Source organism: Paenibacillus chungangensis (assembly GCF_042675905.1).
Lineage (GTDB): Bacteria > Bacillota > Bacilli > Paenibacillales > Paenibacillaceae > Pristimantibacillus > Pristimantibacillus chungangensis.
Map to the genome: position 1 here is coordinate 1 of NZ_JBHTJZ010000060.1, position 20619 is coordinate 20619.

Below are 20619 nucleotides of genomic sequence, written 5' to 3' on the forward strand. Positions count from 1 at the left end.
CAAGATGTGCTCCTCTCTCTTTCGCTAGTGTACAGGATCTGTCGATCCTGTACACTAGCGAATCTCATGGGTCTATCTTATATCGCTAAAGAGAAATTCTTCGATCAAGTGAACCATGACAGACTGATGGCAAGACTTGCGGAGAAAGTGAAAGACAAAACGATCTTAAAGCTGATTCGTAAATACCTGCAGTCTGGAGCAATGATCAATGGAGTGGTGATGGACACTGTTCAAGGAGCCCCGCAGGGTGGACTATGCAAAGCTTTGCATAGTCCACCTTATGCAAAGAAAAGCACTATGCAAAGTAAAGCTCAAAAAGCCCGTCAATATGGGATTGTGGCTGCATTTACTTTGCATAGTATTCTAATCTACAGTTCCGAAAGCCAAGAAAGTAATGCCTGATCTTGGTTCCAGTCTGGCAAGTTGTTATCTATGAGATCAGGATAGGCTTGTTCAATCGCTTTTCGCTTTGTCTCCGTATCGGTTCTGGCATAGACCTCCGTGGTCTTCAGGTCCACATGACCGAGGAAGTCACGAATGTAGAAGAGATTGACGCCCGCTTGCAGAAGATGCATGGCCTTGGAGTGCCGGAGCATGTGAGGCCGTACTTTCGGCGGTACAATCGTAGATAGTTGTCTAGCCGTTGCTGCGTATTTAGCAAGGATGTGAGCAACACCTTCCTTCGTTAGTTTGTTTCGCTGGTTGTTTGTAAACAAGGGATATTCGTTCTTTGACGGACTATCTAGCTTCTGCTCAAGCTTGTATCGTTGTAATACATGCACCGTGTTTTTCATCAGCGGAACACGCCGGGTCTTGTTGCCTTTTCCCGTCAGTTGAATGACGGCAGGCGTATCTAGAAACACATCGCCGACTCGAAGATCGATGAGTTCTTGGACTCTAGCACCGGTATCGTACAAGACACTAAGCAAGGCCAGATCTCGCCGGCCCTTCAAACTGTTTCGGTCCGGCTGTGCCAGTAACAGTTGCATCGCCTCCGGCGACAAATGCTCGACCACCGCTTTGGGAGTCTTCTTCATCGGAATGGCCATCGCTTTTTGAAGAGGTAAGAGACCAGCTGGCTCTTCATACTGTACGTAGCGTAAGAACGAATGAATGGCAGTAAGACGCAGATTTCTTGTTGAGATGCTGCACTTTCTTTCGGACTCTAACCAGTCCAGAAACCCTGTAATCAAATCGGCTGTAAACTTGGCCAGGGTGAGCCGTTCCGCCGGAATTTGCTTCACATCCTGGCAGTATCGGAGGAGAAGCTTGAAGGTGTCCCGGTAGGAATAAATCGTGTTTTTACTGACGTTTTTTTGCGACGTCAAATAGGTCGAGAGGAAGGCCGTCAAATGTTCAGCAAAATCAGTAGGCTTCATCGGCAGCACGTTCCAATGATGGAATAATGTCAGGGTATCGCCCTTCCAGTTTCAGCGTAAGGTCAGGGAACACATCCGCTGTCAGTCTCAGGTAGTAGGCGGTTTCCGCAAATGAATCGTGACCCAAGTACGTTTTCAGAATGGGCAGATAAGCAGCCAAGTCTTTCCCCTGACGGACCCATTTTTTCAAGCAGTGACAAGCGTATGTGTGGCGGAAATCATGAATTCTTGGTCCTTTGCCTCTACCGCCGTGTGAAATGCCCGCTCGCCAAAGAAAACGTCGAAAGTTACTGTAAGCGTTCGTCAGAGTCATTGGTTTACCACCCAATGCTGGAAAGAATGTATCCGTATCTTTTGGGAAGGAATGCACTTCTCTGAAGTAACTGCGGCATCGTTCGGCGAGTTCATCTGACATAGGAACCAACCGACTGTTGTCTTTTTTGGAATGGTGCACCGAAAGAATGCCTTGCTTCAAGTCCACATCGCCTACAGTCAGTAGCCTGGCTTCAGAAACGCGTAACCCGCAGGTATAGATCATTCGGAAAAACAAAGGCATGATCAAATGCCGGTAAGGGCATTCGGAACAATAGCGGCATCGATCCGTTTCAGCGAAAAAACGTTGGAGCTTGTCGATCGAATAAATGTACGGCACGTAAGGCGTTTCCGCAGGATAATATCGTTTGGGAATGACATAAGCGGCCACTCCTACTTGGTCCAGATAGATACCGAATTGACGGATGATCGATGTGCGGGAGAGTTGGTTGGCCCTTGTCTCATGCATTTTTTTACCGCACCAATCCAAGACAATTTCTTTGGTAAGCGTCGTGGCCTCCGGGTATTTCTCCTGCGTAAATCGATCAAACCGTTCCAAATGAGCAGCGTCGGTTTCGTATTTGTATCCGACAGACTGCTTCAGGGCGACATGGCGAACAATGTGATCCTTAAACGGTCCTGTATATCGATCGTTATTCATGGCTGTTCACCTCGTCCAAGTGAAGCGAGCATGCCCTCAGTTTTTCGATGTCGACCTTCAGGTAAACAGAGGTTGAATCGGGGTCGACATGACCGAGTATGTCTGAGATGGTAGAAAGCGGCGTGTCTTGTTCCAAGAGCCTGCTGGCCATCGTGTGCCGGAGCGAGTGCATGCCGCGGCGCTTTTTTAACGTCGGCAAATGTGCCAATTCCATGTACCGTTTAATCAATTGATTGAGATGGTCGTCTTCGGAGAAGGGACCAAATGGCGCCATGTGCCGGACAAACAGAACAGGGGTGTCGACTTTTGGACGGCCATATTTCAGGTAATCGATCACAGCCCAACCGACCTCCGGCGTCAGCGGTAAAGAAAGCGGCTGTCTGGTCTTCGACTGGATAAAGGTCAGTTTCTTCGCTTCCCAATGGAAATCCGTCATCTGCAGATGCTTAATATCGGTGCAACGCATGCCTAATCGACAAGCCAACAGAATGATGGCGTAATCCCGCTTTCCTTTCGGATTTCCTCGATCAATGGCGGCGATCAATTTTTGTAATTCCTCCGCTGTCCATACGGAAGGAATGCGCGTCTGCTTTCTGGCTTGTACCATCGGCATTTTTGCTGCGAAATCGATTTGGATGACTTCTGTTTCCAGAAGGAACCGGAAAAAGCTACGTAGAGCGCAAATCACTTGCTCCACCGTCTTGTAGGTGTAGCCAGCCAAAGTTTTGAGGTAGTTATGGATTAGGTTAAGGTGAATCTCCTTACAATCCGTAACTTTCTGCGAAACCAAATAATCCATGAACCGCGCTGATTGCTTGACATAATGATCAGTTGTAACGCGTGAGTACGACTTGCGCGTGCAATATTGCTTAAAGTGATCGTTTGTGTCAATGAAATAGGAATCAGTCAGGATTTCCTTATGCTTGTAGTAGCGGCGTAATACGGTGTGGTGCAACTGAAAGTCACCGATCATTCGAATGATGCGCAGCTCCTGCGTTTCCGCTTGCGCCAAGGTTCGATCGAAGTCTTTCTCGAAGATCTGGAAGTGCTTCTCGACGAACGCAATGCCCATTTGCTCGGAGTAGTGGGATTCTCCACGTTCGATTGCAAATTGAAGCAGCATTTGCCAACGCCTGCGGTAAAACTTCATAGATCCCTCGGTATAGCCTAACCGCAACATCTCTTGATCCAAATCCCGAATCAGTTCTTCCAAGGTTTGCTTTTGCATGGTGTATGCCTCCTAAAATGATAGTTGAGCGCGATGCTCGTACCATCATCTTCGGATACTATGCAAAGTAAATCACTACTGATCGTTGTAGCCGCGGGCTTTTTCACCGATTACTTTGCATAGTAGCTTTCTTTGCATAAGGTGGACCGTTAAGTCCGCTATTATCGAATATTGTCCTAGATGAATTTGATAAGGAATTGGAAAGCCGCGGTCATAGATTCGTCCGCTATGCGGACGACTGTAACATTTACGTGAAAACACGTAAAGCCGGTGAACGAGTGAAGAAATCCATTACAACTTTCATTGAAATAAACCTCAAGTTGAAAGTCAACCAAGAGAAAAGCGCGGTAGACCGTCCATGGAAACGAAAGTTCCTTGGATTCAGCTTTACATGGAATAGAGAGCCGAAAGTTCGAGTTGCTCCGCAAAGTCTAAAGAAGGTGAAAGCGAAAATTCGGGAGATTACATCGCGGAAACGCCCACTTTCTATGGAACAGCGGATTAAAGAACTCAACCGATATCTGACTGGGTGGTGTGGATACTTTGCTCTAGCAGACACACCCAGCATCTTTCAAGGACTTGACGAGTGGACACGAAGACGACTTCGCATGTGTCTTTGGAAACAATGGAAGAAACCCAAGACCAAAGTTAAAAGGCTTATATCCTTAGGAGTTCCTAAAGATAAAGCCTTTGAATGGGGGAATACTCGGAAGGGATATTGGCGTATAGCTTGCAGTCCGATTCTTCACAGATCGTTAGGCAACCAATACTGGAAATCTAACGGCTTGAAGAGTTTAACGGACAGATACAAATTCTTACGGAATATTTCGTGAACCGACGTATACCGAACGGTACGTACGGTGGTGTGAGAGGTCGGGGGTTAGTCACCCTCTCCTACTCGATTGGAAGCCGCCGGCGTTTTCATTGCTGGTGTAATGTGCAAATTTGTCGTATTGATGCCGGAGTATTGTGTAAATCTTTTCGAAAACAGCTTATTTGTTGCCGGCTGAATTTGCAAATCCTCTGCCGATTTATTTTGCAAAGTCACAGTTAGGGTAAAACGTTCGATTCGATTAATTCCGATACCTTTCGTAGAGCATGACGAAGGGCGGAGACGGGAGATGCTGAAGATGAGTCAAGTCGAAACGATAAAAGATTTACAGGCGAAGGGGCTGGGGCCGGTGGCTATCGCCGAACGTCTGAAATACTCACGAAAGACGGTTAGCAAATACATGGCGGAAGACGGATTTCAAGAGAAGCCCAAAGCAAAGAAAGAAGAGTTGCCCTCCAAGCTGGATCCATTCAAGCTGCTGATCCAGCAGTGGTTAGAGGAAGATCGAAAGAATCGGTACAAACAGCGCCACACCGCGATGCGAATCCACAAGCGGTTGACCGCTGAGTGTGTAGGCTATGATGCATCGTATCCGCTCGTTCAGCGCTATGTGAAGAGCCTCCGAGAACATCACTACCAGGAAGGTACACTCGAGTTGGACTGGCAGCCAGGCGAAGCACAAGTGGACTTCGGCGAAGCAGATTTCTACGATGCTAGCGGCGAGAAGCGGGTGTACAAGTTCCTCTGCGTTAGCTTCCCCTACAGCAATGCCGGTTACGTTCAGCTCTTCGGCGGAGAAACGGCAGAATGCGTCGCCCATGGACTGCAAGACTTGTTCCATCGCATCGGAGGCGTTCCGACGCGTCTCATCTTCGATAACGCTAGTGGCGTAGGCCGACGCGTCAGCGAGAATGTGCGGATGGCGGAGGTATTCCTGCGCTTTAAGGCGCACTACGGTTTCCAGATTACGTTTTGCAATCCCTACTCTGGTCACGAGAAAGGCAACGTGGAGAACAAGGTCGGCTACATGAGGCGCAATCTATTTGTCCCCTTGCCCACCGTTACCGACGTGCAAGCCTTCAACCGCGAGCTGCTGAGTCGCTGCGAAACCGACTGGCAACGTGAGCACTACAAGAAAGGTGTTTCCATAGCCAGACTCTTTGAAAATGACAAGAAGACGTTCCTCTACTTGCCGCGGTCACCCTTTGCCGCATGCCGCTATACACGTGTAAAGACCGACGGCTACGGTAAGTTCTTGATTGACGGTAAGCACTTCTATTCGTCCTCGCCGGAATGGGCAGGACGGGAACTGGTCGTGCGGATCGGCGCTCACACGGTCGAGCCACTGGCGCCCAGTGGCGATGCCATTAGCACGCATATTCGCATGTTCGGAAAGCAGCGCACAGACAGCGTCGATGTACGGACGACGCTTAGCCGCCTGCTGCAGAGCCCTGGAGCCTGGCGGAACAGCCTGATACGCAAAGCCCTTCCGGATCGCCTTCGTGCTGAGATGGACTTGCTCGACCGCACCGGACTAAAGGAGGCCCTAAGCACGATGAACGATTTGTCTGGGAGGTACGACTTCGAGACGGCCATCCAGGCAATGGAGCAAGCGTCGGAGCTCGGACGGCTGACGAGTGCGAACAGCATTGTACTTGCAGCCAGACTTTCTACATTCGAGCCTGAGGAAAGCAGCACTGTCAATTTGGATATGTACGACCGTTTGTTAGAGCCTGTGGGAGGTACACTGCAATGAGCCTGACCCGTGAACGAGAGACGCTTCGTAGTGAAATCTCCGCCTTTTGCAAGAAGCTCGTGCTCAGCCAGCGTGCGGTGACGCTATGCGAAACGGAAGCTACGCCCAAGCAGGAGGAATTTCTGCACCGCGTGCTCGCCGAAGAAATGGAAAGCCGGGAACGCAGCCGCCGCAGCCGGCTCATGAGCCGTGCCGGGTTCCCAGTCTACAAAACGCTCGACGGCTATGACCGACATGGAGTCAAGCTGCCGACGTCGCTACTATGGAGCGATTTGACAGAGGGCACTTTCATTCAAGGCCGTCGCAATCTTGTACTCTATGGTCCGGTCGGCACGGGGAATTATCGAAAGAATTTGGTTATGGAAAGATTTTCAGTAGAGCCTTAGAATCATGGTTAGGCATATCCGAAAATCTTTCCATAATAATTATGATCGGCAAAGATTCTTCAGCCATTGCAGAATATCCGTGTTTTCCTCCCACGCTGGAGCATTCTGGCTGTTTACTTGGGGATATGCAGCTTCCAAAGCCTTTCTTTTAAGCTCAGTATCAAACTTCAAATATATCTCAGTTGTAGTCACACTAACATGCCCCAACAAATCGCGGATATATATCAGATTGACACCAGATTCCAACAGATGTAGAGCCTTTGAATGCTTCAGCATGTGCGGATGCAGCTTTTTCGGAAGAACCTCGTCAAGATATCTGAGTTTTACTTGCTTGAAATATTTATCAAGGATGTACGTAATGCCGGGTCTAGTAAACGCTTGGTATCTGCTATTGTGAAACAGTGGACTTTGCTGCCGCCCGTTCTCAAGAAGATGGTTTTCAGTCATGTAGTTTTCAAGAATGCTTCGAGTCTTAGCCATAATCGGAATGTTTCTTTTCTTGTTGCCTTTTCCCGTCAAAGTGATCGTTGCAGGTTGGGCCAACCTCACTTCACAGACCTTTAGATCGATCAATTCCTGTACTCTCGCGCCAGCATCGTAGAGAACCACCATTAATGCCAAGTCGCGGCGTCCTCTTCTCGTGGAAGTATCAGGTTGTTCGAACAAATAAGCCAATTGATCCATAGAGAGATGTGCTATCGTCTGTTGTTGCTTCTTCTTAAATGGAATGCCTAGAATCTTTTGGCTCTCAAATAAGATTTCTGGATTCTCGCTCTGAGCATATCTGAAGAAACTGTGAATGGCGGCTAACCGCTGGTTCCGGGTGCTGACACTCACATTCCTAGAAGATTCGAGCCAGTGTAAAAAATCCTTAACGCTCAGTGTGGTCACAGAACCGAACGAAATCTTATCCGGCCTGACCTGTTTTTCCTCTTGCATGAACTTAAGATACTGCTTGAAGGTATCGCGATAGGATTTAATCGTATTGGGACTGACGTTTCGCTGTCTGGGCAGAAAATCTGTCAGATACCGAGTAAGCGTCTTCGCAAAATCAGTCTGCTTCATACGGTTTCACCTCCGGAATGATGTACGAGCAGCATTCTTCGACCTTACGTGTTATGTCGGGATACAAATCAGCAGTCAGTCGTAAATATCTTTGGCTGCCACGCATATCTTCATGACCGAGATAGGCTGAAAGATAAGGAAGGCAGTTGTTTAGATCCTTCCCGTCAACAACCCACTTTTTTAAGCAATTTACGGCGAAGGTATGCCGAAAATCGTGAATACGGGGGCCTTTTCCCCTCCCTAAATGTGAAATTCTCGCTTTCCGCAGCACATCTCTAAAGAGCTGGTACAGGGTTGCCTCGGAATAATGTCCGCCATATGGAGAAGGAAAGAAGTATGGGTTCGCGGATTTTCCAACGTGGACAGTTTTACAATATTTCCGGCATCGCTCCGTGAGACTTTTCGACATAGGCAACATTCGCTCTTTATTGAACTTGGTATTTCGAATGTACAAGGAACCTTTGTTCAGATCAACATCCTCGCAGGTCAGTTGCATTGCCTCGGAAATCCGGAGACCACAGCCGTAAAGTATACGCATTAATAGCGGCAAGACCATATGTCGAATGGGTGCGCAATTGTTCGACGGATAGTTGTCGCACACCTCAAAAATCCGTTTCATCTCATCATTTGAAAATATATAAGGGATGTAAGTATATCTGTTTATGGTGACCATCGCCTTTGGATAAACATACGCTGAATAGCCTAGACGACTCATGTATTCGGCTAATCCCCTCAGCAATGAAATCCTGCCACACTGGGTGGATATGGTCTCATTGGGCCTGCGAGCAGTCCACTCCATCACCAGTTGCTTACTTAGAACTGTTTTTGTCAGGCAATGGCTATGTAAATAGGAGTCAAAACTCTTCAGCAAGTCGGCTCCTTTCCTAAATGCATACCCTACAGCCTGCTTCTCAGCAATGTAGCCTTCAATTGGGACGGACAGAGCACTCTTGTATCGGTGAGCTTCAGACACCCAGCAGGACCTCCTCCGGGTCAAGCGCACAGGCCATCAGCCCTTTCATATCTGTGTGCAGATACACTGAAGTGGACTTCGAGTCTACATGACCTAGAATTTCAGAGATGACGGCAAGTGATGCTCCCTGCTCCAAAAGCGTGCTTGCAAGCGAGTGCCTTAACGAGTGAAGCCCGTGCCGTTTCCCGCGGGGAACAGTAATTCCAGCCAACCGAGTGTATTTTGTAATAATGTTATGAAGATTGGCGTTTTCACCGAAAGCTTCAAAAGGGGCATTCAGACGCACAAACAAAAATGGCGCATCGCACACGGGTCTTGCATGTTGGAGATAATCGATTAATGCCCAGCCGACGTCATGCAGAATGGGATAGGTAACTTCGACCTTTGTTTTTTCCTGCGTGATGGTAATGGTTTTGGAAGTCCAATTTAAATCCGAGAGTTTCAACGCCTTGATGTCACCGGCCCGTATTCCAAGCTTTGCAACAAGAAGAAGGATGGCATAGTCTCGTTTTCCGAGAGGGCCTCCACGATCAATAGCATCAAGCATCCGTTTTACCTCGTCCGACTCCCAAGTGGATGGAACAGAAGGGTAACTGTATTTGTTCTGCTTCGGCACGCTAAGAGACAAGTCTATTTCGATGTATCCGTGCAGGTAGAGGAACCTCAAGAACACTCTTAGAGTAGTCAGTATAGCTGTAATACTTTTTTCATGGTTTGGGGAGATGCTAATGACATACTCGGAGATGATTTCGGGCGTGATTGCGCCTATTTCCATCACTTGGCGCAGGGACAGATAATCCACAAAAAAGAACAGTCGCTGCAGTCTGGTGCGCATTCCTCGCAAGGAGTATTCATTGCTTTCGCATTCCTTTATCGTACGCTGTCAGAGCTTCCTCAAACTGTGGTGGCTTCACATATCCCTTTCGCTTCTTGATCCTGCGAATGACTACCCCATGGAGTTGATAATCGCCGAGAAGCCGGACTGAGCGAATGGCTTCTTTCGCCTTTTTGGGGAAGGCCTCCAGATAGTAATCTGCTGTACAGCCATACTTTTCTTTCAAATATTCCTTACCGAGATTTTCGGAGAAGTAGGGCTCATTCCTGTCTCTCGCAAATGCACAGATCCTTTTGAACGAAGCGCGCAATCCGCATACGGTGTTATAAGCGTAATTCAATCGCTCAAGTTCTTTGATGACCTCCATCGAGAGTACCTCAATCAGTTTTCTTGTTTCCATTGCTTACCTCCAATAGACATGATAATTTCATTGTCTATTTTGAGGTGTTATCGAAAGAAATCAACGAACAATCATTGATATAGTGGATTGTACGCTCATTTCTTTCCATAACTAAATTCTTTCGATAATTCCCCTTATGGAAAGCTTTCCATAATGGCAAGACGCACCTCGCGATTGCGACGGGGCTTCGCGCTTGTGAGCTTGGTATGACCGTGAAATTCTATACTGTGGCAGAGCTCGTTATGCGTCTGGCCGAAGCCAAAAGAGCTGGCACGCTCGAGAGGCTGATGACCGAGATTCAGCGAACACAACTTCTCATTCTGGACGAATGGGGTTACATACCGGTCGACAAGGAAGGTTCGCAGTTGCTCTTCCGCGTTATTGCCGACAGTTATGAGAGCCGCAGCCTCGTCATTACTACCAATCTCGAGTTTTCCAAATGGGGGTCCGTCTTCACTGACGACCAGATGGCCGCGGCCATGATTGACCGACTGGCGCACCACGGCCATCTGCTCGTATTTGAAGGTGAGAGCTACCGAATGAAGCATGCACTGATGAAAGAGCGCTAGGAGGCGAATGCAATGAACCCACAAAGTGAGGCTGTAGAACGGACTGAGATGGAAGCTGCTATTGAGCGTTTGCGAGAAGAAATTCGAAAGCTGAAAGAGGAACGCGATGCACTCGAACAAGGAAATCTAGATCTGTACCGAAAACTTACAACGCCTGATTTTTGATGCCGAGGCCGCTGAAAAATACCCATGAGAATGATGGGTAAAAATGCACGATTTTTTTGGGTAATTTCGCTTGACGAAATACAACTCGGCTTGACGGTGAAGTTCTACACCGTGGCCGAGCTTGTAATGTGCCTTGCCGAAGCGAAGCGCGGTGGCACTCTCGAGCGGCTCATGAGCGAGATTCAACGCTGCCAACTGCTCATCCTCGACGAGTGGGGTTATATCCCCGTCGACAAGGATGGCTCGCAATTGTTCTTCCGTGTAATTGCCGACATTTACGAGAGCCGCAGCCTGGTCATTACCACGAATCTGGAGTTCTCCAAGTGGGGGACCGTCTTCACCGACGACCAGATGGCCTCGGCGATGATTGACCGATTGGCGCACCACGGGCACTTGCTTGTATTCGAGGGCGAGAGCTACCGAATGAAACACGCGCTCATGAAAGAGCGGTAAAAATTCCCCACGACGATGAAGGGGGAAAATGCACAATTTTTTTTGGATTTTTGCTTGACGAAATACAGTTCGCTGTGATTTTCCGAGCTCCAAGCAATCCATGGTTTCTCTTGTACCGGCATCTACGGCTTCCCCAATCAGTGTAATGGCTTGCTCGCGATTTGATGGACTGATCATTCGTACTCTTGGTCCCCAAAAATCGCTTGGGCATTTTTCGTAGTACCTATAAGGCGCCTGCTTCGGCGAGCGCTGTTTCTTTACGTATAAACTCTCGGCTTAAGTCCTTGTTCTCTTGCTCTTTCGTGCGAAGTTTCTTCTGCAGCTTGGCTCCAGTGCGGAGACTCCGCCATTGGCTTGCATACAGGCGTCCCGCCATGCCACCACCTGCTCGACGAAGAACCCCTTTATTCACAATACTCCGTAATCTCGATTTTTGCTTGAAATTGCTGGTTCGATAGAGGCGCTCTATAAACTCGAAAAGTGAAGGGAGTGGTTTGAAGGAAGGGAGCCCAAGAAGATATTTGCAGTTGTTAATAAATTAGATATAGTATGTATAACAAGCAAGGTAGTAATAATTAAAAATAAGTGGAGTGAATTGAAGCCTATGAGTTTACTGCACAGATTGGCAGGACATACGTTTTTCTTAAAATTAGTGTTTGCCTTTTGTGGCATTATTGTTGCAGCGATGACGTTTACGGCTATTTTTGTATCAAATGGCATGGCTAATCGCTTAATTAATACAGAAGCTAAGTACGAATATGAGCTGGCGGAGAAATTTCAGACAGAAATGGATGAGCATCTGATCAACATCCATGATGCGTTCACCCAGGCTTATTTGCCAGGAGATTTGGGACTCAGTATTTCAGATATGCTGCATAAGCAAGAAGGAACGCAACGTAGAAATACGAGTATTCAAATGCAGTTGCAAAACATTTGCAAATCCAATTTGGAAATTACAGATATGATGATCATTGCGGAAAATAATGATGTGTTCTTCTGTTCTAATGTCAAGTATAGAGATGTTGTTCCAACGAGTCAGCTCATACAGAGCCAAACGATTCAAACGATGCGACAATTCTCAACCAACAGAGTTCAATTATTCAGGAATTATGTACCTGATTATATAAGTGGGGTTGAGAAAGAGAAATTAGAACCGGTCGCTTCATTGTATATGTCGCTGTATAATTTAAATGAAATTCAGGATAAATATAAACTGGGAACCATGGTTATGAATATTGATCTCGAGAGAATGGGTGAACAGATTCTGGAAAAGCTTCAAGACATGCGGGGCAGCTTATTGATGCTCGATCAAGAAGGATACGTATATTTTGATTCGAAGGATGAACATACGGCAAATACGAGGACTGAGCTTTTGTCAGAGCCAATGACAAATGTAGATGAAAATATTATTAATCGATTTCCGTCTGAACAAACGAATATGATGTATCTAAATATCGTTGAAAAGGGGGATATCATTAAGAATGTTAGGGCAATTCAATTGGATGTAGTGAAATACATTGCCTTGTTTATCGGGATGACCCTGTTGACCAGCATACTTGTCATTCGAGTATTTATGAAACGAATCTATAGGTTGATTCGTCATATGAGATTTTTACAAAGCGGCTCCTTTAACCATGAAATTAAAATATCATCGAATGACGAATTGGGTTACCTGGAGATAAGCTTTAATAAAATGCAAGAAAAACTTCAGCACTTAGTTGAGGTTGAATATTTATCGCAAATTAAAATGAAAACCTTGGAGTTGAATGCTTTACAGGCTCAAATAAACCCGCATTTTATATTTAATGCTTTGGAATCCATTAAGGTGCTTTCACTTGGAGAGCAGCATCAGAATGCAGCTAAGATGATTAGTTTGTTGGGAAAAATGATTCGATGGAATCTTCACGAATCTGAAATGATGATACCAATAGAGTCCGAAATACGTTACCTGCAATACTATTTGCAATTTCAAAACATTCGTTATATGCATGCACTTCAAATTGAGTTAGATATTATGAAAGAGGCTTCGCCTTTTGTTATTCCGAAACTGAGTCTGCAGCCAATTGTTGAGAACTGTATCCATCATGGCGCGGCCTACACCTCTGGTAAAGTGACGATTAAAATTTCTATACATGTGACAAATGGAATGATAACCATTAAGATAGCTGATAATGGAATCGGAATGAAGCCAGATAAATTAGCGCAAATTCGCGAAAAGCTAGCTAAGAATGAACAGTCTCACCATTTATATCATATCGGTTTATCAAATGTTCATCAGCGAAATCAACTGTTATTCGGCGAAGCCTATAGTATCCATATTCATAGTGAATGGAATGAAGGAACAGTGGTGGTCATCACCTTGCCAGCTATGATAAAGGAGGAGTTCGATGTATAGCATATTAATTGTAGACGATGAGCCGCTGATTCGTATGGGATTGCGTCAGTTGATTGAGAGGTGCCCTCTTGATTTAGATATCGTGGGTGAGGCGGCAAATGGCAATGAAGCGATAGAACTTTTACATCAGACGAAACCGCATATTATGGTTACAGATATTCGAATGCCTGTGTTGGATGGGCTTGACGTGATAAAGCACATTAAAACCGAGCAAATTATGACCAAAATAATTATTTTAAGCGGATACAGTGACTATGCTTTTTTGAAAAAGGCGATTGAATATGGGGTTGAGAGTTACTTATTAAAGCCGATCGACGATGAAGAATTACTGTTCAATCTACAAAGTATTATTCAAAGTCTAGAAAAGCAGGTATATGAGCAGATTAGGTTTCGCGAAGGGTTGGAAGCGCTGCGCACGAATACGCTGAACCGACTGGTTCATCACACTATTAGCTTAGAAGAATATAAAGAAAAGTCTGAGTTTTTAGGACTTGATCAGACGTTATGCAGTACAGCATTATTGGAGATTGCAAGCGAGCACTTTGATGATTACTCCGAGAAAGAAAAACAGCTGTTGTTATATGCAGTTTCAAATATATGCAATGAAATTTTGGCCGCTGAGGGGTATGGGCTTGCCTTTGTTAACCCAATTGGACACGTCGTATTGCTGATGAATCGTCATTTTGCAGACCAGCCTGATCATATTCGTCAGCATGTGCTGGCAACGAATCAAAAAAAAATTTTAGATTATTTAAATAAGGAAACACTACTATACAGGGGAACTGAGGTTCAAGGTGTTCATCAACTGCATCAATCGTACAAGCTTGCGCAAAGAGAGATGCATAGTAAGCTGTTGCCGGCACAAGCCGTACAAGCGGCAACAAGTAAAAGCGCTGAATGTCTCAACGCCTATCCCAAGCCTCTGCGTGACGTACTTCTTTATATTGACGAGCATTATTCAGAAAGCCTTACGTTAAAAGGGCTGGCTGAAGCGGTGCAAATGAATGCATCCTATTTGGGTCAAATATTCAAACAAGAGACGGGTACTCCGTTCACAGAATATGTGAATCGCTATCGCGTGGAGAAGGCTACTCGATTGCTGCAGAACACATCAATGAAAGTGTATGAAGTGTCAGAGGCCGTCGGCTTCACAGACTATTCGTATTTCTTGAAAATATTCAAAAAACACATGCATGCAAACCCTTCTTCCATCAAATAATGGTGTAGAAGGATGATGTGCAGTTTCTTCAAATGGGTCTTGGTTAATCCTTCCAATGGATGTCGTTTAGGCGACCGCATTTTAAGAAGGGTTCACCGGGGCTCATTTTTATTTGGTCGCAACCTAAATTATTTACTAGAAAATCGAGAATTCGTTACATTGTGAGGTGATTGGGCCATTAGTAAAATAATAGTAAGTTCACAAACTTAATAACGACACAGGGGGTTTTAGAATGAAAAGGTTGTTACTAATCATCACCATTATGACGGTCATTCTAGCAGGATGCAGTGGCCAAAACAACAATGATCCAGCAACAAAAGGCAACGAGAATGTGGATAAGCAAGAACAGGTGAAATTAACGTTTGCAGTTAACGAACAGCCTCAATTACCCATTGAATTCTGGGAAATTCCTGTGAAGAAGTTTATGGAAAGTCATCCAAACGTGACGATTGAAATTGTATCCCAGCCATCTTCTAATATATCCTCACGTGATCATTTGAAAACGTTGTTGGCTACAGGTAAATTTCCAGATGTAATGGTTATGACCTCACCTGGAGATTTCATTAACTCAGGGTCATTGCTTGCGTTTGATGAAGCTGATCTGGATTACATTGCAGATACATCTGTAGGGAAGTTTGAAGGTAAAAATTATGTTGTACCGTACAAAAAACAGGTAGGCGGCGTTTTCTACAATAAAGATATGTTTGAAGAAATGGGCTTGCAGGAGCCTGAAAACTGGGAAGAATTTATTGCATTGAATGAAGCCATTAAAGCAAAGGGTACCACACCGATTTCCCTGGGTGTGAAGGATGGCTGGCCGCAGCTCATTACGATGTCCTTGCTCTTATCGACAGATTTGTTAACAGATGATCCTGATTGGGGCAAGAAGCGTAATGCAGGAGAGGTTGCTTTTGCAGATGACAACGTGGTCAAAGTTGCAGAAAAGTATAAGAAGCTCACACAGAGCTTTACGGACGAAAGCCGTTCAAGCATCAGTTATACACAAATGATTGAAGCGTTTTATAACGAGCAGACAGCGATGTACATTATGGGCTCATGGACACAAGCGGATGATATTCGTTTAGAGCATGACTTTGAAGTTGGCTTCTTCCCGATGCCAAATGATAACGATGCAAATACGATTCCGGTTTGGTTAAATGAAGGACTAGCGATAAGTGCCGATACGAAGCATCCAGAGGTCGCGAAGGCGTTCGTTGAATTTTTCGTAACAGATCCAGAGTGGGCAGCTCAATTCCTCCAATCTGAGATGCTGTTCCCGGTAACGAAGGAAGAAGTGGAATATGATAAGAGTGACCTTCGAATGGAAATAGAGGAAAAGATGAAGGGCTATAAGCAGGTTGAAAACTTCTATGATATGACAGGCGATGCAGCATTGCTGCCAGGCTTGCAATCATTCTTCGATAAGATGACGGTTCGTATGGCGACTGATCCTAACATCGATGTGAAGAAAGAACTGGAGCTTATGGACAAGGAATGGGAGAAAGCAAACAATAATTTGAATAGATAGAAACAACTAGAGCTGTTGATGTGAGGCTGTCTTTGTATAAAACCGAAGACAGCCTCCAATGGAGGTGTGGAGATGAACTTAAAAAAATGGAGATTGAGTGACATATTTTATTTGCTGCCGGGGTTTTCAATTTATTCTATTTTCTTTTTAATCCCGATTGGCATTTGTCTTTATTACAGCTTTACGAATTGGAATGGGATTAGTGACAGCTACCGCTTTGTGGGGCTTGATAATTTTAAGCTGCTGTTTGATGATCGCTTCTTTATTGAAGCCTTGCAAACGACGCTTTGGATGACGCTTTTATTTACACTAACGGTCAACGTTGCAGGTATATTGATTGCGGCTATGCTGAATAACCGATCAAGAGCGGCGAAATATTCTAAAACATTGTTCTTTATTCCTGCAATTTTGAGCAGTGTCGTTGTCTCTTTTATATGGTCGTATATGACGCAGACGAATGGTGGCATTATTAATTTATTGCTAGAGCTAGTGAATATTCCCCCTGTGGATATGTTCAAAACACCGCTAACCATAACCTTTATGCTGTCTTTTGTTATTTCATGGGCTGCTATTGGTTTTTATATGACGATATATGATACTTCGATCAAATCGATCCCTGAGGAGCTGTATGAAGCTGCTAAGGTGGACGGAGCGGGTGTAGTCAGACAATTTTTCCGCATTACGCTGCCGCTGTTGGTGCCTGGTATTACGATAAGTTCAGTATTTGCTATTATCTTCACATTAAAGCAATATGATTTCGTGAAAATTATGACACCTGGTAACGTTCAAACGATTGCCGTTTATGCTGTGGAGCAAGCATTCTCCTATAATATGATCGGCTACTCCTCTGCAATTGTGCTTGCATTATTCGTTATGATCGTAATCATCTCAGGCTTGCAGATTTTCATATTACGCAAATATAAGGTGGAGATGTAGTATGGCAGTAAAAAATCTATATTCAATCTTGTACAAGCTGATTATTATTGTGCTGACAATGATTTATGCTATTCCGTTATACGTTGTTTTAGTTAACTCGTTTAAAAGCTTGAATAATATAATAAAATCACCGTTATCACTACCTTATCCCGCTATTTTTGAAAATTTCGTAGAAGCGTTTGAACGCTCCGATATTTTACGTCTATATTGGAACAGTATTGTGATTACAGGGTTTTCAGTGCTGTTATTAGTGTTTTGTTCCTCTATGATTGCATTTGTACTTGCTAGACGCGATGGTAAACGAAGCACAGCACTTTATTTTATTATATTGGCAGGTCTGATGATTCCCCAGCAGCTTGTACTTATTCCTGAAATTCAAGTGCTGAAGCAGCTAGGGCTTATTAATACATTTGCAGGCTTGATCTTCTTTAACGTAGCTACGTATATCAGTATTGGATTCTTTTTGTATGTTGAATTTTTCAAAACATTGCCGCGCTCCTTAGAGGAGTCAGCTATGATCGATGGTGCAGGGTCATTTACGATCTTCTTCAAAATCTACTTCCCGTTATTGAAGTCATGTACGGCAACAGTCGTTATTTTCTTAGGAATGTGGATATGGAATGATTTCTTGCCACCGCTATATATTCTTGGAGGAGACTCAGGATTAACGATTACGACAGGTATATATAGAGCGATAGGTCAATATACGACGGAATGGAATATTGTGTTTGCTTCTGTTTTCTTTGCTTCAGTACCGATTATTGTGCTGTACTTGTTTATGCAGAAGCAATTTACGAAAGGTATGATTGCAGGGGCTGTTAAAGGGTAGACTGGAAGTGCTTTTATCTTATGTGTTGGAGGACGAAGCGATGAGCAAAAAATATGCAATAGGTGTAGACTACGGAACAGAATCGGGGAGAGCGCTTTTAGTCGATGCTGCGACAGGAGAAGAAATCGCTTCACATGTGACGGTCTATCCACACGGTGTTATTGATGAGCAGCTGCCTGGATCAGAAGTTCGACTTGAACCGGATTGGGCTTTGCAGCACCCTTTGGATTATATGGAGGTGCTGAAGCAGTCCATACCGGCAGTTTTAAAGGAATCATTTGTCAAGCCAGACAGCGTCATTGGCATTGGCATTGATTTTACAGCGTGTACGATGCTACCGCTCAATAAAGCAGGGGTTCCACTTTGTGAGCTGGATGAATGGAAGGACAATCCGCACAGCTGGGTGAAGCTATGGAAGCACCATGCAGCGCAGGAGGAAGCAACGAGAATAAATGCTTTGGCTGAGGAACGGGGAGAAGCATTCCTCTCCCGTTATGGTGGGAAGCTTTCATCGGAATGGATGCTCCCTAAAGTTCATCAAATTCTAAATGAGGCGCCAGAGGTATACGAAGCTGCTGATTTATTCATGGAAGCGGCAGATTGGGTAACGATGCAATTGACCAGCGTGATGACACGTAATAGCTGTACAGCCGGGTATAAGGCGAATTGGCACAAGGGTGACGGCTATCCGAGTGAAGCCTTCTTGAAAGCATTAGATCCTCGCTTGGAACACTTGACAAGCACTAAGCTAAGAGGGTCAATCGCTTCGATTGGAACGAAAGCAGGAGATTTGAATCAACAAATGGCGGAGGCAATAGGATTGCTCCCCAATACCGCTGTAGCAGTAGGTCATATCGATGCGCATGCCATGGTTCCTGCAGTAGGTGTGGTGACGCCGGGCAAGCTTGTGCTGACTATGGGCACTTCAACCTGTCATTTGCTTCTGAGCGACAAGGAAATACATGCAGATGGCATTTGCGGTGTGGTGGAGGATGGCATTGTTGCCGGCTATTACGGTTATGAGGCTGGACAATCAGCAGTTGGAGACATCTTCGCTTGGTTTGTAAATGAAGCAGTGCCAAGTGAGGTGAAGCAGGCGGCTCAGCAGCAAAATGTGAGCGTACATGAATGGCTGGAGCAGCAGGCTGCGCAATCACGTCCGGGTGAAAGCGGGCTGCTGGCGCTTGACTGGTGGAATGGCAATCGTTCCGTCTTAATGGATGCGGATTTAACCGGCTTGATTGTAGGGCTCACATTGCAGACGAAGCCTGCAGAAATTTATAGAGCATTGCTAGAGGCAACAGCGTTTGGTACAAAAAAAATAATAGAGGCCTTTCAGGCTGGCGGTATCACTGTAGATGAGCTGTACGCATGCGGCGGCTTGCCTCAAAAAAATAGGCTGCTTATGCAAATATACGCTGATGTAACCGGACGGGAAATTAAAATTGCGGATTCCGTACAGACTGCCGCACTAGGAGCGGCGATGCATGGCGCAGTAGCTGCAGGAGCAGAAGCCGGCGGTTATGACACGATTGCTGATGCTGCCATGCACATGGCTAGAGTGAAGGATGAAACCTATAAGCCTATCCCAGAAAATGTACAGGCCTATCAACAATTATATGAAGCATACAGCACATTGCACCACTACTTTGGTGAAGAGAATAAACAGCTGATGAAGGACTTGAAGAAGCTTAGATTAAAAGGATAAAGGAGATGTAAGATGTATAAACAAAAATTCATGCGCATATGGATTGTTTTTACAGTTGCAATTATTTTAATACCTTTATTATCTATGCAAGTACAAGCCCAAAAAACCCAAACATTTAACGATACTTCAAGTCACTGGGCTCAAATAGAAATTGATAAGTGGAGCGGTCTTGGCATCATTAAAGGATATGACGGCGAATTCAGACCGAATGATAACATCAAAAGAGCTGAGATTGCAGTTATTGTGAACCGCCTGATGGAATATCAAGAAACAGACGAGTCATCTTTTCATGATGTGAAAGAGCTTTCCTACTACTATGATGCCATTTTGAAAATGCATGCAGCAGGTATTATGTTGGGATATGAGGGATATATCAGACCTGATGATTTTGTAACAAGAGAAGAAGCAGCAGTTATTTTAGCAAGAGTGTTAAATATGGAGGAAGCTACAAAGCCGTCTACAGTCTTTACAGATGATGCTTCAATATCGACTTGGGCAAAAGGATACATTAAACAGATGCAGGACAAGGGATATGTATTAGGACGGAATGACGGAATGTTCCAGCCAAAGCGTAATATTACAAGAGCAGAATTTGTAAAAATGCTGAATAACACAGTTGAAAAGCTATTCAACAATGCAGGAACCTATGAAGGAACGGTGCAAGGTAATGTAGTTGTGAATACATCAGATGTCACTTTGAAAGATATGACAGTAGAAGGGGATTTAATTCTAGCCGAAGGAATCGCTGAAGGTGATGTTACTTTAGACAATGTAGATATTCAAGGTGAATTAACGATCAAAGGCGGCGGAACCGAATCGATCTATTTGAAGAATGGAACCAAAGGAAAAAAAATAATACTGGCGAAAGCTGGAAACGGAATTAGAATACATGACTTATGCAGTTCAATCCAAAACCAGGTAATTCGATAAGAGTCATAAAGATATCATCAAAGTTCACGAAAACCCCTTGACTTTCTAGAATCATCACAA

The 20619-nt window shown here is 44.9% G+C and carries 19 protein-coding genes and 3 pseudogenes; 14 read left to right on the forward strand and 8 right to left on the reverse strand.

The window, feature by feature from the left end; translation table 11 throughout:
* Positions 1–90: 90 nt before the first annotated feature.
* Positions 91–252 (forward strand): annotated as a pseudogene (locus ACFQ2I_RS19855) (group II intron reverse transcriptase/maturase); the annotation flags it as partial.
* A 116-nt stretch (positions 253–368) separates the two neighbouring features.
* Here ACFQ2I_RS19855 and ACFQ2I_RS19860 read toward each other — a convergent pair.
* Genes ACFQ2I_RS19860 through ACFQ2I_RS19870 form a run of 3 tightly spaced genes read right to left on the reverse strand, consistent with a single transcriptional unit; the run spans position 369 to position 3580 of the window.
* On the reverse strand, positions 369–1379 hold the full coding sequence (locus ACFQ2I_RS19860; protein WP_377567346.1) for a site-specific integrase: 1011 nt from the start codon (positions 1377–1379) through the stop codon (positions 369–371).
* Entirely contained in the window at positions 1366–2352 is a 987-nt protein-coding gene (locus tag ACFQ2I_RS19865; RefSeq protein ID WP_377567348.1) for a tyrosine-type recombinase/integrase, read from the reverse strand. Before ACFQ2I_RS19865 ends, ACFQ2I_RS19860 begins: the two co-directional genes overlap by 14 nt.
* The gene (locus ACFQ2I_RS19870; RefSeq protein WP_377567349.1) at positions 2345–3580 is read right to left on the reverse strand and encodes a tyrosine-type recombinase/integrase; all 1236 of its coding nucleotides are present in this window, start codon (positions 3578–3580) and stop codon (positions 2345–2347) included. The genes ACFQ2I_RS19865 and ACFQ2I_RS19870 overlap by 8 nt, the downstream gene beginning before the upstream one ends.
* 140 nt (positions 3581–3720) lie before the next feature.
* On the opposite strand from ACFQ2I_RS19870, the pseudogene ACFQ2I_RS19875 reads away from it, so the two are divergent.
* From ACFQ2I_RS19875 to ACFQ2I_RS19885, 3 genes and pseudogenes are all read left to right on the forward strand, one after another.
* A pseudogene (locus ACFQ2I_RS19875) lies at positions 3721–4413 on the forward strand (group II intron maturase-specific domain-containing protein); the annotation flags it as partial.
* A 297-nt stretch (positions 4414–4710) separates the two neighbouring features.
* Positions 4711–6168, forward strand: a complete 1458-nt coding sequence (gene istA, locus ACFQ2I_RS19880; protein ID WP_377567351.1) for an IS21 family transposase — start codon at positions 4711–4713, stop codon at positions 6166–6168.
* The gene (locus tag ACFQ2I_RS19885; protein WP_377567353.1) at positions 6165–6554 is read left to right on the forward strand and encodes an ATP-binding protein; all 390 of its coding nucleotides are present in this window, start codon (positions 6165–6167) and stop codon (positions 6552–6554) included. The genes istA and ACFQ2I_RS19885 overlap by 4 nt, the downstream gene beginning before the upstream one ends.
* Positions 6555–6593: 39 nt before the next feature.
* Here ACFQ2I_RS19885 and ACFQ2I_RS19890 read toward each other — a convergent pair whose 3' ends face one another.
* From ACFQ2I_RS19890 to ACFQ2I_RS19905, 4 genes are read right to left on the reverse strand one after another with little or no spacing between them, the layout of a single operon-like run.
* A complete protein-coding gene (locus tag ACFQ2I_RS19890) occupies positions 6594–7619 on the reverse strand; it encodes a tyrosine-type recombinase/integrase (protein WP_377567355.1) in 1026 nt (341 codons plus the stop codon).
* The gene (locus ACFQ2I_RS19895; protein WP_377567357.1) at positions 7606–8592 is read right to left on the reverse strand and encodes a tyrosine-type recombinase/integrase; all 987 of its coding nucleotides are present in this window, start codon (positions 8590–8592) and stop codon (positions 7606–7608) included. The genes ACFQ2I_RS19890 and ACFQ2I_RS19895 overlap by 14 nt, the downstream gene beginning before the upstream one ends.
* Positions 8585–9427 carry a tyrosine-type recombinase/integrase gene (locus tag ACFQ2I_RS19900; protein ID WP_377567359.1) on the reverse strand — a complete coding sequence of 281 codons (843 nt, stop codon included), beginning with the start codon at positions 9425–9427 and terminating at the stop codon, positions 8585–8587. Before ACFQ2I_RS19900 ends, ACFQ2I_RS19895 begins: the two co-directional genes overlap by 8 nt.
* Positions 9428–9443: 16 nt before the next feature.
* On the reverse strand, positions 9444–9827 hold the full coding sequence (locus ACFQ2I_RS19905) for a hypothetical protein (RefSeq protein WP_377567361.1): 384 nt from the start codon (positions 9825–9827) through the stop codon (positions 9444–9446).
* Between the two features lie 167 nt (positions 9828–9994).
* On the opposite strand from ACFQ2I_RS19905, the pseudogene ACFQ2I_RS19910 reads away from it, so the two are divergent.
* The 3 genes and pseudogenes from ACFQ2I_RS19910 to ACFQ2I_RS19920 form a co-directional block, all read left to right on the forward strand.
* A pseudogene (locus tag ACFQ2I_RS19910) lies at positions 9995–10396 on the forward strand (ATP-binding protein); the annotation flags it as partial.
* A gap of 12 nt (positions 10397–10408) precedes the next feature.
* A complete protein-coding gene (locus tag ACFQ2I_RS19915) occupies positions 10409–10561 on the forward strand; it encodes a hypothetical protein (protein WP_377567363.1) in 153 nt (50 codons plus the stop codon).
* 33 nt (positions 10562–10594) lie between these two features.
* A complete protein-coding gene (locus ACFQ2I_RS19920) occupies positions 10595–11014 on the forward strand; it encodes an ATP-binding protein (protein WP_377567365.1) in 420 nt (139 codons plus the stop codon).
* Between the two features lie 223 nt (positions 11015–11237).
* Here ACFQ2I_RS19920 and ACFQ2I_RS19925 read toward each other — a convergent pair whose 3' ends face one another.
* Positions 11238–11390 (reverse strand): hypothetical protein, encoded by a 153-nt coding sequence (locus ACFQ2I_RS19925; RefSeq protein WP_377567367.1) that lies wholly within the window; start codon positions 11388–11390, stop codon positions 11238–11240.
* Between the two features lie 228 nt (positions 11391–11618).
* On the opposite strand from ACFQ2I_RS19925, the gene ACFQ2I_RS19930 reads away from it, so the two are divergent.
* The 7 genes from ACFQ2I_RS19930 to ACFQ2I_RS19960 all read left to right on the forward strand — a co-directional run bounded on the left by ACFQ2I_RS19930 (position 11619) and on the right by ACFQ2I_RS19960 (position 20559).
* Entirely contained in the window at positions 11619–13409 is a 1791-nt protein-coding gene (locus ACFQ2I_RS19930) for a sensor histidine kinase (RefSeq protein WP_377567369.1), read from the forward strand.
* On the forward strand, positions 13402–14628 hold the full coding sequence (locus ACFQ2I_RS19935; RefSeq protein ID WP_377567371.1) for a response regulator transcription factor: 1227 nt from the start codon (positions 13402–13404) through the stop codon (positions 14626–14628). Before ACFQ2I_RS19930 ends, ACFQ2I_RS19935 begins: the two co-directional genes overlap by 8 nt.
* A 232-nt stretch (positions 14629–14860) precedes the next feature.
* Positions 14861–16156 (forward strand): ABC transporter substrate-binding protein, encoded by a 1296-nt coding sequence (locus ACFQ2I_RS19940; protein WP_377567373.1) that lies wholly within the window; start codon positions 14861–14863, stop codon positions 16154–16156.
* Between the two features lie 72 nt (positions 16157–16228).
* A complete protein-coding gene (locus tag ACFQ2I_RS19945; protein ID WP_377567375.1) occupies positions 16229–17092 on the forward strand; it encodes a carbohydrate ABC transporter permease in 864 nt (287 codons plus the stop codon).
* A gap of 1 nt (position 17093) precedes the next feature.
* Positions 17094–17921 (forward strand): carbohydrate ABC transporter permease, encoded by an 828-nt coding sequence (locus ACFQ2I_RS19950; protein WP_377567377.1) that lies wholly within the window; start codon positions 17094–17096, stop codon positions 17919–17921.
* Positions 17922–17961: 40 nt separating this feature from the next.
* Positions 17962–19629 (forward strand): ribulokinase, encoded by a 1668-nt coding sequence (locus ACFQ2I_RS19955; protein WP_377567378.1) that lies wholly within the window; start codon positions 17962–17964, stop codon positions 19627–19629.
* A 12-nt stretch (positions 19630–19641) separates the two neighbouring features.
* Positions 19642–20559, forward strand: coding sequence for an S-layer homology domain-containing protein (locus tag ACFQ2I_RS19960; RefSeq protein WP_377567381.1), 918 nt, complete (start codon positions 19642–19644; stop codon positions 20557–20559).
* Positions 20560–20619 lie beyond the last annotated feature (60 nt).

Bases quoted from the DNA above. Each gene is read 5' to 3' on its own strand.
- ACFQ2I_RS19960 (WP_377567381.1), top strand. From the start codon at position 19,642: ATGTATAAACAAAAATTCATGCGCATATGGATTGTTTTTACAGTTGCA.
- ACFQ2I_RS19860 (WP_377567346.1), bottom strand. From the start codon at position 1,379: ATGAAGCCTACTGATTTTGCTGAACATTTGACGGCCTTCCTCTCGACC.
- ACFQ2I_RS19865 (WP_377567348.1), bottom strand. From the start codon at position 2,352: ATGAATAACGATCGATATACAGGACCGTTTAAGGATCACATTGTTCGC.
- ACFQ2I_RS19940 (WP_377567373.1), top strand. From the start codon at position 14,861: ATGAAAAGGTTGTTACTAATCATCACCATTATGACGGTCATTCTAGCA.
- ACFQ2I_RS19870 (WP_377567349.1), bottom strand. From the start codon at position 3,580: ATGCAAAAGCAAACCTTGGAAGAACTGATTCGGGATTTGGATCAAGAG.
- istA (WP_377567351.1), top strand. From the start codon at position 4,711: ATGAGTCAAGTCGAAACGATAAAAGATTTACAGGCGAAGGGGCTGGGG.
- ACFQ2I_RS19905 (WP_377567361.1), bottom strand. From the start codon at position 9,827: ATGGAAACAAGAAAACTGATTGAGGTACTCTCGATGGAGGTCATCAAA.
- ACFQ2I_RS19900 (WP_377567359.1), bottom strand. From the start codon at position 9,427: ATGCGCACCAGACTGCAGCGACTGTTCTTTTTTGTGGATTATCTGTCC.
- ACFQ2I_RS19950 (WP_377567377.1), top strand. From the start codon at position 17,094: ATGGCAGTAAAAAATCTATATTCAATCTTGTACAAGCTGATTATTATT.
- ACFQ2I_RS19920 (WP_377567365.1), top strand. From the start codon at position 10,595: ATGGGTAAAAATGCACGATTTTTTTGGGTAATTTCGCTTGACGAAATA.
- ACFQ2I_RS19925 (WP_377567367.1), bottom strand. From the start codon at position 11,390: ATGGCGGGACGCCTGTATGCAAGCCAATGGCGGAGTCTCCGCACTGGA.
- ACFQ2I_RS19935 (WP_377567371.1), top strand. From the start codon at position 13,402: ATGTATAGCATATTAATTGTAGACGATGAGCCGCTGATTCGTATGGGA.
- ACFQ2I_RS19945 (WP_377567375.1), top strand. From the start codon at position 16,229: ATGAACTTAAAAAAATGGAGATTGAGTGACATATTTTATTTGCTGCCG.
- ACFQ2I_RS19930 (WP_377567369.1), top strand. From the start codon at position 11,619: ATGAGTTTACTGCACAGATTGGCAGGACATACGTTTTTCTTAAAATTA.
- ACFQ2I_RS19915 (WP_377567363.1), top strand. From the start codon at position 10,409: ATGAACCCACAAAGTGAGGCTGTAGAACGGACTGAGATGGAAGCTGCT.
- ACFQ2I_RS19955 (WP_377567378.1), top strand. From the start codon at position 17,962: ATGAGCAAAAAATATGCAATAGGTGTAGACTACGGAACAGAATCGGGG.
- ACFQ2I_RS19885 (WP_377567353.1), top strand. From the start codon at position 6,165: ATGAGCCTGACCCGTGAACGAGAGACGCTTCGTAGTGAAATCTCCGCC.
- ACFQ2I_RS19890 (WP_377567355.1), bottom strand. From the start codon at position 7,619: ATGAAGCAGACTGATTTTGCGAAGACGCTTACTCGGTATCTGACAGAT.